Source organism: Planktothricoides raciborskii GIHE-MW2, from assembly GCF_040564635.1.
GTDB classification, from domain to species: domain Bacteria; phylum Cyanobacteriota; class Cyanobacteriia; order Cyanobacteriales; family Laspinemataceae; genus Planktothricoides; species Planktothricoides raciborskii.
In genome coordinates this window covers 6,047,800-6,060,416 of the sequence record NZ_CP159837.1, presented here as the reverse complement: position 1 = coordinate 6,060,416, position 12,617 = coordinate 6,047,800, and the positions used below count along the sequence as shown (strand labels likewise).

The window sequence follows — 12,617 nt, the reverse complement described above, 5'->3', positions numbered from 1 at the left end:
TTATCAGAAATTTGGGTTTAAAACCCCGTCCTTCTAGGACGGCTTTCTTGTCATCGCGCAGAATATTAATAATTTATTACATACAAGCCCATATTTATGGGTCGAGAGCTACCATAAATATATGGTTAAGTAGGTCGATAAACCATGTTAGTTTTTGAGTTTAAATGCTTGGGAAAACCCGAACAATACGCGGCAATAGACGAGGCTATTCGCACATCCCAATTCATCAGAAATAAATGTCTGAGATATTGGATGGATAACAAAAGTGTCAACGGCTACGATCTCAACAAATACACTGCTAGGTTAGCCAAGGAATTCCCATTTGCAAATCAACTCAACTCGACAGCTAGACAAGCTTCTGCCGTTGGGGAACCCTGCGCGAAGCGCATACGTTGCTGGAGTGGTATAGCCAAATTATTCGATAACTGCAAGAAAAAGATTCCTGGCAAGAAAGGATTTCCTAAGTTCAAGAAGAACCAACGTTCAGTAGAGTATAAAAAGTCTGGGTGGGCGCTTTCTGAAGACAGGAAGAAGATAACTTTTACCGACAAGAATAAAATCGGCACGCTTAAACTAATCGGAACTCGCGATTTGCACTTTTATCAATTAGAGCAAATTCAGAAGATTAGGCTGGTTAAGCGTGCCGATGGCTTTTATTGCCAGTTTTGTATCTCTAGTGATTTAGCCAAGGAAGAAGTTAAGCCAACTGGCAAATGTATTGGCATTGACGTGGAATTAAATCATTTTTACACCGACAGCAATAGACATCTCCAATAATTGCCCGTCACAAAGCCATACCAAAGCTTTATATCTGATTTTTGGAGATGTCTAATGGTGAAAAGGTGGATAATCCCAGACATCTCAGAAAATCGGAGAAAGCACTAAAACGCTTGCAGCGTCGAGTTGCCAAAAAGGTTAAAGGCTCTAAAAATAGAACCAAAGCTATTAACCGTTTGGGGAGAAAACACCTGAAAGTATCTCGTCAGCGTAAAGACTTTGCGGTGAAATTAGCAAGGTGCGTGATGAAATAAACACGATTTCGTGGCGTTTGAAGACTTAAAGGTGCGGAACATGGTAAAGAATCATCGCCTAGCCAAGTCAATTAATGATGCTGGATGGTATTTGTTTCGGGAATGGTTGAAGTATTTTGCCGTTAAGTTTGGCAAGGTTGCGGTTCTCGTTGCGCCACAATACACATCGCAGGAATGTTCTAATTGCGGTAATAAAGTAAAAAAATCCCTGTCAGTAAGAACTCACATTTGTAAATGTGGTGCTGTACTGGACAGGGATGAAAATGCCGCAATTAACATTCTGATGAAGGCATTAAAATTGATGGGATATATTTCAAATACCGTAGGGCATACGGAAATCAACGCTTGTGGAGAGATGACCTTCTACTTAAACCTGGAAACGGTGCTTAAGCAAGGTTGCTCGGTGAAGCAAGAATCCCCGTGCCTTTAGGCCGGGGAGTGTCAAAACTGCAATTCCCCAGTACCTTGATGAACGGTTTTCACCCATTTCAAGCGTTTGGGACGCACGGAAATTCGGATGCCCACACTGGCAACTATCACAAACCAGTGCAACATATATAATGTGCCGCGTAAGGTTTTGACCAGGGTGCCGAAGAACGTCCGAAACCGGGTTTCTTGCTGTGGATTGCCCCGACGCAGACCTGTAAACATTCCCACCAAAGAGAGGGAAATGGCCAAAGTGGTCAGGGGACTCATTACCGGCAAATGTTTGAGATAAATCGCCATGAGTAAATCTGGGACTGCCGCATTGGGCAAGAAATACTGCATAATCCAAAACCCAAACATATCCCAAGTTTTGAGCATATCCATTCGGTTGCTGAAAATCAGCCGCCAGTAATCCAGATAGCGTTGATAGCCCCCTTCTCCCCAACGGTTGCGCTGATGCCACAGGGCTTTCAGACTGGTGACTCCTTCTTCAAGCACCGCAGGAAAGGCGATCGCCTCAATATTCCAACCATCCAAATGTAAGCGCATGGTCAGATCCAGGTCATCGGTAATGGTCAACTCGTTCCAGCCCCCACAACTTTCTAAAGCACTGCGGCGCACAAATTGACCATTGCCCCGCAGTTCCCCAATGCCGTTGACTGCAATCCGTTGCTGTTGGAAATACAGGTCTAAAGCCATTTCCGCTTCTTGTCCCCGCGTCCAGAAATTCAATGGCGCATTGGCAATCACCTTTTGCATTTGCACCGCGCCCACTCGTGCTTCGTTAAACATAGGCAACAGCCGCCGCAACATATCCGGGGGCACCTGGGCATCCGCATCAAATACCCCTAAGAAATCCCCCTGGGCTTTTAACAAAACTTCATTCAAGGCGCCGGATTTGCCTCCCTTAGCATTGGCCGACCGGCGGAGTACCTTCAGGTTGGCATATTCTTGGCTGAGGGTTTGCAAGATTTCCGGGGTGCGATCGCTACTGCAATCATCAATCACCCACACTTCATATTTTTCCGTGGGATAATCTTGATGGCAAAGCATTTTCACCAGTCGGGCAATCACCGCCTCCTCATTTTTCGCTGCCACCAGCAGGGACACTGACGGCCAGTGGGCTTGATCCGCCTGGGCTAAAGGTTCAGGAGTCTGATGGGGACGTGCCAGCAAAATCCGCAATGCCTGAAAGCAAAGCAGTCCAGTAAAGCCCACCACCAACCAGAACCCCCAGGAAACTAAATGGAGGGCGATGGTGCCAGTCCAGGCAACGATCAAAAGGATGGCCGCTTTAGCCCGACGACCCTCATATCCTGAATAAGAATAGGCGATCGCCGGATCGATTTCTCCTGCCTCTGGATCGGACAGATTATACAAAATCGCTCTAAGGGGCGGAAAATTTCTGTAAGAATGGTTTTCTGGCCAGGAATTTGCTGGCATAGGTAATCACAGTTAAATACTAATAACGATCGTGTTTGATGGCAATGAGAGATAAATTTTATCACCTCTCGCTTCCATAAAAACTCTAAATGAGTTATTGTAGCTAAAAATACCATATCTTTATTAACTGCCAGTTTTGTGGAAAAATTGAGGGTTGTTGCCCAGATCCCCTAGGGTCTTGTTCAGGACTGAACCATGCTCGTGCCAGGATGAAAACAGAAAGTTTCTCTAAGTTTCTCTCTTGGCGATCGGGGGAACCATAATTTTTTTCCTTTTGGGCGTTCAGGCGATCGCCCTCTCTGACTCCTAGGGATGAGCGATCGCCTGAACGCCCAGGTCAGTCGAATCATTTCCTGGAGACCGCTAGTAGCTTACACACGGACAAAAAATGATGGAAAACGATTCATGGGAAGCCATGAATTACCCTGATTTTATACTCATTAAGTTATTGAAACCTTTACGCTGGATTCTTTATGAAGAATCTTGAATTTTATGAAAAACTAACTGGTGTCAATCAACGCCGTTAGTCAAACTTAATCATTTCTTGATGTTTAAACAAGTTATCTAAAAAATATTATGGTAAATTAATTGAAGATAAATTTGCTATATTTGCGATATCTGCTATGTAGATATAAATACAAATAATCTTAACTTTAGCAACCCGTCGAGCAAAAATCAGAAAATCATTAAATGTACTCCCATGACTCTCTAGTGAGTCATAGATATTGCCACTACAGATTTTTGAGCGAGACACTTAATTCAGGAAAGGAGCATTAAATATGACCACTAATCTAGATCTGTTACAACCCGCAGATAAAAAAATAGTCGGCATCTATTTACCCTACTATAATCAAGAGAAAAAACGGGTATTATTACCTAGAGCGATTAGCCTTTATCGTCAAGGACATTTAGAAGGGGAAAGAAAAATTGAATGGGGAGAAAATATTAAGTTTGTGGCTAGTTGGCAAGTGTCTTCACTTCCCGCTGACCCAACTCGCTGTCGAGTTCAGTTTGATGGTAATGCGGATTTAAATTATCAACTGACCATGACGAATGTTGATTTTATTAACTTTTTAATTGAAATTATTGAAAATCACCGGCGGCATCATGTAGTTGATTTTAGCAAAGGCTTCTACAAAAAATTACTCCAAAGAAATGACTAACTAAATAACTCAAGGAATCAATATTTAAGATATTTAAGCATCAGGGATATCCGGCCAAGCTTTGTAAACAGCTTTGTAAACAAAAGATCAAGTGAGGGTTTTTTTGCCAAAATCGAGATGATTATTTGCTGATTAGTTGAAAATTCTGAACATTTCCAGCGAAAAATAAGCTATAAATTATTTATGGGTTACTAAATAAAAAGGAGTTAAGCGTGCAAAATCTTAATGCAACCAAAAAAAAACCAATGCAATATCTGTTAATTGGGTCAACAGAAGCCTATAGTGGAAAATCAACCACTATCCTGGGAATTAGTCCACAACTCCAGCAAAGCGGCCTGGAAATTGCTTATGCAAAACCTGTGGGACGATGTGAGGATGAATGGGAACCAAATCCTGTCGATGAAGATGTAAAGTTTTTGGCCAAAACCTTAAATTTGAGCGATCAAAACCTGGGAAAAACCGTACTATTTTTAGGGAAACAACTCTTTAAAGAACGCTTAGGAACAAATCAAGGCTCACTCGACTATAAAAAATATCTGCAAAATTCTTTGGCAGATATTCGCGGAGATATTATTATTATGGAAGGGCCGGCGAGTTTCGATGAGGGCTATCTTTATCAGTTATCTTTGCCAGATATCGCCGAATTAGTTGATGCTTCTGTGGTGTTGGTGACGCGGTTTGAATCCCCAGAATCAGTGGATATTTTGTTGTCGGCTAAACAACGATTGGGCGATCGCCTGATCGGTGTTGTCCTGAATGACATTCCGCCGGAAAATTTGGCAGAAACAGAAACATTAATTAAGCCATTTTTGGAACAACAAAATATAATCGTGTTTGCCATGTTGCCAAAAATTGCTTTTTTGGGGGGTGTCAGTGTCGGGGAATTAGCCGAACGATTAAACGCTCAAGTGCTTTGCCGACCTGACCGATTAAACTTAATGGTAGAAACCTTGAAAATTGGAGCCATGAATGTCAACTCGGCGCTGAAGTATCTATCAAACGGAGTCAACATGGCAGTGGTTACAGGAGGGGGACGGACGGATATTCAGTTAGCCGCTTTAGAAACGTCTACCAATTGTCTGATTGTCACCGGAAATATTCGACCTTCCCCGATTATTTTAAATCGCGCTGAAGAAGCCGAAGTGCCGGTTTTATCTGTAGACCTCGATACTTTGAAAACGGTTGAAATTATTACCGAAAGTTTGGGTAAAGTCCGCCTGCATGAACCCATGAAAGTTGACTATATTCGCCAATTATTCCAAGAGCATTTTCTGGTCGATCGCTTGTTGGCTTCCCTCAACATTGACCGACCAATTTTGGTGAGTCGTTAAGGGTTAATAGTTAGTGGTTATTGGTTAGTGGTTATTGGTTATTTGTTTTTGGTTGGTGGTTGTTTGAGCGTAATAACCAATAACCACTAACCAATAACTATTAACTATTAACTATTAATTCTCATCACTTCTTGCAGTTTGGCGTTCACTTTACCTGTGCTCAATAAATTTTCCGCTGTGTCAAAGCCGGTGGCGATATCTGGACAAAAACCACAATGCCACAGGTAAAATCCACCATTCCAAATCGCCGAATGCATTAATTCCGATGGTTTCCCTTCTAAGATCCGCTGCATTTGATGGATCAGTTGCGGGGTTGTCTCTGGGATGGGGGGGTTTTTGCCGCCAAAGTCATAGTCGTATGGATTTCGATGTAGGCGTTGGAATTCACCATTTTGGATCCTGCCAATAATGGCTGTGCGATCGCGGGGCAAATCACAACTGCCTTCTAAACCTTTGATGGTGGTAAAATTCTTGACTCCCCGTAAGGCTAACGCCTCCTGAAACAAGGTTTCCGTTGGGGGATGAACAAAACCCGCAATCAGGTGATAGTCACTGACTACAGGCGACCAAATTAACTCCAAAGTGGCGATCGGTGGTCGTTTGCCGAGTTGCTCGCGGTAGGGAACCAGACCCGCTGCTTGGGGAAAATGATTCGGCAGATAGACAAATCCCAAACCTGTGGTTTCGATGAGTTGCTGAACTTGCTGTAGGGAAAAAGTACACCAATTAATCCCTAAGCCTTGCCAAATATCGATTAAAGGGACGCCGTATTTGGTGGGCATTTTGTCCCCACCGTGCATGATCGCCGGTTGACCGACAGTCGCTAGGATTAGGGCAGTAATCACCACCAGGGGTGTCATGCGCGATCGGCCATCATAAGGACAGCCAAACACCATAGGTTTTACCCCGGAAAGCCTTAAGGTTGGGCCAATTTCTTCGTAAGCATCCAACATCCCAGCCAGTTCTTCTCCCGTGGGTCGTTTGATCCGATGGGCGATCAAAAATGCCCCGATTTGAGCGGGAGTCGCTTCTTGGTTTAGCATCATGCTCATGGCTTCTGCGGCTTCTTGGCGATTTAAATTCTCTCCAGTGTGGGGGCCACTGCCAATTTTTTGAATAAATTCTCGGAAACGATTACTCATAACAATTACTCATGTGGTTACTCATAACAATTAATCATTTGATTAGTGATTAGTGATTAATGATTTGATTTTGTAACTAAATTAACAATCAACAATCAATATTACCGCATTTGCACAGGAACGAATTCCCGGACTAGCTGCCAAAAGGTTTGGATAGGGGGAATTTGCAGGCGATCGCGGGTCGTCACCATCACCACCTGGCGGATCCAGGCATCTTTGCCTTCAGCGTCGATCTCCGATGGGAGCGATCGCACCGCTAAAGTTGGATCGTGGTAGGCATCCCACAAAGCCGTTTCTGGCAACAAAGCAATCATTTCCCCCAGGCGAACTACACCACGAAAAGCTTCTGGACTATTCAACTCTAAAGCGGCCTTCAGATTGTGTCCTTGCTGCATAAACTTATCTTGCACCAAGCGTTGCATCCCATAGCCATCCTTAAAAACTACCTGGGGATATTTCGCTAGTTCTGCCAAAGGGACGGTTTCATATTGTCCTAAAGGATGATTGGCGGCCATTAACAGTTTAATCGATTCATTGTATAAAATTTCCACAACCATTTCTGGACTTGTGGTTAAAAATCGATTATTCATCACAATCGCTAAGTCAACCAGGCCATCTTTGAGCACTTTCAAAGCGCGATCGCTGCCTAAAGTAGTCACCCGCAATTGGACTTCTGGATATTTCTGACAAAATTTCTGCAAAATCGGCGGTAAATAATAATTACAAACAGAATGAATTGCCGCCACACATAATTCTGGCTGTTTTCCTTCCAAAAGTTCTGTTAATTCCTCCAAAGCTTTTTGCCATTCTTGACAAATTCTCTGCGCCCTGGGTAAAAAACATTCTCCGGCCACAGTCAGCTTCGCTTGAGCAGTCCGATGAAATAAAGCCAATCCAACTTCCGCTTCTAACGCTTGAATTTGGCGACTAATCGTAGATTGGGTAAACCCACAGCGTCGGGCTGCTGCTTGAAAACTGCCCGTTTCTGCCACAGAGAGAAAAGCTTGCAACTGCTCGACACGCATAGAATGTTCTGGGATGTGTATGATTGGGATGTGTATGACATGGATATCAATTATATTTGCTCGAAATATTGACTAATTTATACTAAAATTTATTCGGTTTATGACTCGATAATAAGTATTTATATTAAGTGATTAAAAATCATATTTGATCATCTTGGATTATCTTGGATAATCTTTGAGAATTAGGCTTCAGTCTTAGAGCATTATCCTCAACAAATCATAAACAAATCACAAAGGACACGCCAGTTAGATTTAAATCGGCAATAACCTTATGATTACAGCCATAAAACAATCTGGCACTTGGGAAAATTTCTCAGATTTTCTCAAATATTTTCAGTCAGCTTTCCCTTAAGTTAACTCATACCTAAACGGAATATTTTGCAGCGATTGATACAAAGTTATGGCATTAATTGCATATAAGGCATGACAAAATGCAAAAAATGCAATTAAACTCACGTGACAATCGTGACTCAGATAGCGACCCGGACTTTGCTGGAGAGATCGAAGTCCAGATCGGTTTGAATATTTCGACGTAGCAGCACAAAAATCATGGGACTCTCCAGAGAAAATCAAAGCGGGATAGTGGGAGAAAAATCCCCCCATCCCGCTAGAAATAGTTTTAACTTAAAATTGCCGTTGCCGTCTGAGTTAAAAATTATTACATCAGACCGAGTTGAGAAAGAATACCGTGGCCGGTCATATACTCCGTAGCCAAACCGATCACAAAGCCCAGCATGGCTAAACGGCCATTCCAAGTTTCCGCAAACGCCGTAAATCCGAATTTAGTTTCTTTGGTTTCCATTGTTCAAGTTCTCCTGTTTGATCTGAGATAGTCAGTGTTTCTGTCAGTTCTCTTGGGGAAATGTGATGAGGCTTGGCACTGATTGGCACTGATTGGCAGTGATTGGCAGTGATTGGCAGTGATTGGCACTTACATTAAGCCAAGCTGAGACAGGATGCCTTGACCTGTGATCAGTTCTGTAGCCAAACCAATCACAAAGCCAAGCATGGCCAAGCGACCATTCCAGGTTTCCGCGAACGCCGTAAATCCGAATTTAGTTTCTTTGGTGTCCATAGTCCAGATAATTCCTTTTTTGTCAACCCACTTACACATAACTTAACGTAAGTTTTCCAAACTAGCAACATTTTTTTACATTTTTTTGGTAAATTGGGCTGAAATCTTTGTGCGGCAAAGATTTCGAGTCTTAAAACTGATCTAGAATTTGCCGATTCCTCCACCTCTTTCCTTCTATTTCGTAAAATATATGATTACATACTTGCAATAAATATCTAATAATGGGTTACAAAATATCAAGATAAACATTGGCAGAAGATAAAGATAAAGACAAAGATAAAATTTAAAAAGATAAAATTTAAGCGGGTATCCTGGTAAAAGTGACATAGCTCTAAAACTTTGCTGTTATTGGTTCATGGCATTATGCTCTTATTACGACTTTTGTTTCAAACTGGTTTGTATATTGCCACTACGGTAGTCATTGTGGCGATCTCACTCTACATAAAATTTGTCGCTGAACTGATTGGGGATGAAATTGTCTATAAAATTCCTCTTCTGGGAGATTTACTCCTGAGTATAGAAATTATAGAAATTTTAAATGTCTTAGTCTTTGCCATTTTGGGTCTAGGGTTTGGAGTAGCAACAATTTTATTACCCCGGTCTTTTAGTAATCGAGTCAGTTATCTTCTGTTATTAACCTTAGTGCCGTGTATTTATAGCATTAGCGTATTTTTTAAATATCAAATTTGGGTGCAGAGTTTCTCGATTAATGAAAATATTTCATATAGCCAAGCCCAAAAAATGACCAATACATTTTTGCGATATAAAACTCAAAATGAATCCATATTGGGGTTTTATTTGTACACGGCAAACTTCCCCGTAATTCCTGCCAAAGAAAAAGAAATGGTAGAAACCGATGAGTTGATGAACAATACTTACCAAAGAATTGCTTATGTTTTTGCTTATGCAAACGAACTGCTTCAGAAAAAATATTTTACTCCCACCAAAATCGACAGTTTATTTAAATGGCGAGGCTGGATTTTGAGAGTATTTTACTTTTTGGTTTCTATGTTTACGGCGATCGTCAACTTTAAAACAGGCTTAAATACTGTCAGACGCAGCTAATCTAGATTTCAGCTATTTCAGCCCGGAAATTTCATCGCCGACTTACGAGCGATCGCTGGAATGAAAAAAAAATTTATTAGCAAATCATCATTTTTGCCCAAGAACGACCACAAATTTAAAGATTTTGAGCGATTCCTCGGAAAATTTACCCTAATACGTTAAAATATCCTCAGCCCAAGATATCGGTTTTATAAAAAAATAGCATTAAGGCGCTGGTTATCAGGAAGCTAAAAGATTTTAGCGGGGCTAATGTGGCGGTTTTGCTGCCCCTATCGGCAGGAAATCCGTAAAAACGTGGAGAATATACATCAGACCAACAATGTGTCAATCAATCATAATGAATGACTTTATGATAATTCTGTGATGATTTTGTCTACAATTTTGGCCGTATATCTCTAAATGTCTGATTTGCCAGTCGAGTTGCAAGTCAAAGACACTCAGAAAAAACTTACTCACCACTTCCAGTTATGAAAATTCTGATTTATTCCTATAACTATCATCCAGAACCAATTGGGATTGCACCACTGATGACAGAATTGGCCGAAGGTCTCGTGAAAAGAGGGCATCAAGTGAGAGTTGTCACCTCTATGCCGAACTATCCAGAACGGGAAATTTACCCTGACTATCAGGGTAAATGGTATTTAACCGAAGAACGAAATGGTGTCACCATCCAACGCTGCGTAGTTTGGATTAGACCACGACCTAATTTATTAGATCGACTTTTACTCGACGGCACTTTTGTTTTTAATAGTTTACCCTACGCCTTGAGTGGGTGGCGTCCCGATGTGGTGTTGGCGACAGTTCCTCCCTTGCCAGTTTGCATTGCCGTGAGTATTCTGGCTAGGTTACGCCAAACGCCAGTGGTCTTGAATATCCAAGATATTCAACATGAAGCTGCCTGGGAAGTGGGATTGCTCAAAAATAAGTGGTTGTTTCAAGCGTTTGCCAAATTAGAAAAATTTGCTTGCCGACACGCAAATAAAATTAGTGTGATTGCTGATGGGTTTGTGGAAAATTTGCAGCAGAAAAATGTTCCCTTAGAAAAAATTGTGATGATTCCCAATTGGGTGAATGTGAATTTTATTCGCCCCATACCGAAGGAGACAAATTCATTTATAGAAAAACATCACCTCCCAGGCAAATTTGTGGTGCTTTATTCAGGTAATATTGCTTTAACTCAACAATTACCAACGGCGATTAAGGCCGCCGCTAAACTTAATCATATTCCTGATATTGTGTTTGTGATTGTGGGGGAAACCAAGGCAATTAATCGGGTGAGAGAGTATTGTGAAATGTTTTCGGCGCATCATGTGAAGTTATTAAACTTTGAACCCAGAGAAACTTTGCCAGATATGTTGGCGGCGGCGGATGTGGGATTAGTTGTTCAAAAACATAATGTGATTGGGTTTAATATGCCGTCAAAAATTCCGGTGCTGCTGGCGAGTGGTTGCCCGATCGCCGCTTCAGTGCCTCTGACCGGGACAGCGGCCAAAGCGGTGCAAAAAAGTGGCGGTGGTGTGGTGGTTCCTCCAGAAGATGAAGATGCTTTAGCTGCGGCGATTTTAGATCTGTATCAGCACCCGGAAAAACGGGCGGCTTTGAGTGCCAAAGGTCGGCAATATGCGATAGAAAATTATGCTTATGAGCAAGCATTGAACCGCTATGAAAGTTTGTTTTCAGAATTGGTTGAGGAAAATACTTATCGGTTGAAAGCGTTATCTAAATAATATCTAAATAAATAAGCGGGGTTAAATAGACCGTATAACAGCCAAGGAAGATGGGATGTTGTATCTGGTTTTACCGCCCTCCAGTACCGAGTCCACTGGCGGATAGGGGAGAGGCGATTTGTCCCCAAAAATTGCCGATGAAAATCTGAATTATTGCTGTAATTTCTGGTCGGTGGGGACTCTTCCTTGGCGGTGGTTGCCCCCACCGGCGAATATCAGGAGTAGCTTAGAGGAATGCGCGATCGCGTCTTAGCTTGGTTGGAAAAAAATGTGCCTCAGTCCCAGAGCAAACATATTCTTGGGGTTGAACAGATGTCAGCCCATTACGGATTGGTTAGTCACCGAATTAAATAATCAATATCAGGTGGCTAAGGAACTTGGTAAAACCTGGGTAAAAAAAGGAGAACTATTGCTGTTATTAGATGGCTTCGATGAAGTTAAGTGTCCGAGATGCCTGCGTCCAAGCTTTGAATTTATTTCACCAAGAACATGGGGAAATTGAGATAGTGGTATGCAGTCGGATTAAAGATTATCAAGAATTGCAACACCGTTTAAAGTTTCAAGGGGCGATTACGGTTCAGCCTCTTTCTCTCGAACAAATTGAGCATTATCTAGCCAATGCAGGGGCTGAATTAGCAGCAGTTATAACTGCGGTAAAAACCGATAGTCAATTGTTAGAGTTAGCCAGTTCTCCCCTGATGCTAAATATTATTACTTTGGCTTATCGGGGAATGTCTTTAGATGAATTACCCCAGATGAATTTAGACCAACGGCGACAACATTTGTTTGATACTTATATTGAGCGAATGTTTCACCGGAGAGGCGATCGCGATCCCTATCCCCAAGCCCAAGCTAAACACTGGTTAATTTGGTTAGCGCAAAAAATGGTAGAACAGTCCCAGACGGTATTTTTTATTGAACAAATGCAACCAACTTGGTTGTTGAATCAGTCTCGTTTTTTAATCTCGATCTATTTATTTTATTTATTATACTAATTGTAATTTACGTATTTGTTTTTATCAACAATTTTCCTTTTCTCCAAATAATTTTATAATTTTGTTGTCAACAATTTATTTATTCTTATTTGGCAAAATATTTCAGATCAAAAATATTTCGCCAATTGCTCAACTTAGGTGGACAGGTGTTTATACAATTCAACATATTGTTAAAGGAATGTTTATCGGTGGTG

11 protein-coding genes and 1 pseudogene are annotated in these 12,617 nt (G+C 41.6%); 7 read left to right on the top strand and 5 right to left on the bottom strand.

From position 1 onward, the window contains the following. The first annotated feature begins 144 nt into the window (after nucleotides 1–144). Nucleotides 145–1,461, top strand: a pseudogene (locus ABWT76_RS25835) (RNA-guided endonuclease InsQ/TnpB family protein). Between the two features lie 11 nt (nucleotides 1,462–1,472). Here the strand turns inward: ABWT76_RS25835 and ABWT76_RS25830 are convergent. Further along, nucleotides 1,473–2,900 (bottom strand): glycosyltransferase family 2 protein, encoded by a 1,428-nt coding sequence (locus ABWT76_RS25830; protein ID WP_054464873.1) that lies wholly within the window; start codon nucleotides 2,898–2,900, stop codon nucleotides 1,473–1,475. A gap of 779 nt (nucleotides 2,901–3,679) precedes the next feature. Here ABWT76_RS25830 and ebsA point away from each other — a divergent pair. After that, entirely contained in the window at nucleotides 3,680–4,063 is a 384-nt protein-coding gene (ebsA, locus tag ABWT76_RS25825) for a type IV pilus biogenesis protein EbsA (protein ID WP_054464872.1), read from the top strand. Between the two features lie 245 nt (nucleotides 4,064–4,308). Next, a complete protein-coding gene (locus ABWT76_RS25820; RefSeq protein ID WP_054464906.1) occupies nucleotides 4,309–5,394 on the top strand; it encodes a phosphotransacetylase family protein in 1,086 nt (361 codons plus the stop codon). A 107-nt stretch (nucleotides 5,395–5,501) separates the two neighbouring features. Here the strand turns inward: ABWT76_RS25820 and ABWT76_RS25815 are convergent, their stop codons facing one another. From ABWT76_RS25815 to ABWT76_RS25800, 4 genes are all read right to left on the bottom strand, one after another. Next, a complete protein-coding gene (locus tag ABWT76_RS25815; RefSeq protein ID WP_054464871.1) occupies nucleotides 5,502–6,536 on the bottom strand; it encodes an anthranilate phosphoribosyltransferase family protein in 1,035 nt (344 codons plus the stop codon). A gap of 101 nt (nucleotides 6,537–6,637) precedes the next feature. Beyond that, nucleotides 6,638–7,561, bottom strand: coding sequence for a LysR family transcriptional regulator (locus ABWT76_RS25810; RefSeq protein WP_054464870.1), 924 nt, complete (start codon nucleotides 7,559–7,561; stop codon nucleotides 6,638–6,640). 658 nt (nucleotides 7,562–8,219) lie between these two features. Then, complete coding sequence (locus ABWT76_RS25805; RefSeq protein WP_054464869.1) at nucleotides 8,220–8,363, bottom strand: chlorophyll a/b-binding protein; 144 nt, start codon at nucleotides 8,361–8,363, stop codon at nucleotides 8,220–8,222. A gap of 129 nt (nucleotides 8,364–8,492) precedes the next feature. After that, nucleotides 8,493–8,636, bottom strand: coding sequence for a chlorophyll a/b-binding protein (locus ABWT76_RS25800; RefSeq protein ID WP_054464868.1), 144 nt, complete (start codon nucleotides 8,634–8,636; stop codon nucleotides 8,493–8,495). A gap of 363 nt (nucleotides 8,637–8,999) precedes the next feature. Here ABWT76_RS25800 and ABWT76_RS25795 point away from each other — a divergent pair, with 363 nt between their 5' ends. The 4 genes from ABWT76_RS25795 to ABWT76_RS25780 all read left to right on the top strand — a co-directional run bounded on the left by ABWT76_RS25795 (nucleotide 9,000) and on the right by ABWT76_RS25780 (nucleotide 12,423). Next, nucleotides 9,000–9,701, top strand: coding sequence for a hypothetical protein (locus ABWT76_RS25795; RefSeq protein ID WP_354635178.1), 702 nt, complete (start codon nucleotides 9,000–9,002; stop codon nucleotides 9,699–9,701). A gap of 467 nt (nucleotides 9,702–10,168) precedes the next feature. Next, on the top strand, nucleotides 10,169–11,428 hold the full coding sequence (locus tag ABWT76_RS25790; RefSeq protein ID WP_054464866.1) for a glycosyltransferase family 4 protein: 1,260 nt from the start codon (nucleotides 10,169–10,171) through the stop codon (nucleotides 11,426–11,428). 118 nt (nucleotides 11,429–11,546) lie between these two features. Next, nucleotides 11,547–11,681, top strand: a complete 135-nt coding sequence (locus tag ABWT76_RS25785) for a hypothetical protein (RefSeq protein ID WP_255353144.1) — start codon at nucleotides 11,547–11,549, stop codon at nucleotides 11,679–11,681. A 169-nt stretch (nucleotides 11,682–11,850) separates the two neighbouring features. Next, nucleotides 11,851–12,423 (top strand): hypothetical protein, encoded by a 573-nt coding sequence (locus ABWT76_RS25780; RefSeq protein ID WP_054464865.1) that lies wholly within the window; start codon nucleotides 11,851–11,853, stop codon nucleotides 12,421–12,423. Nucleotides 12,424–12,617 lie beyond the last annotated feature (194 nt).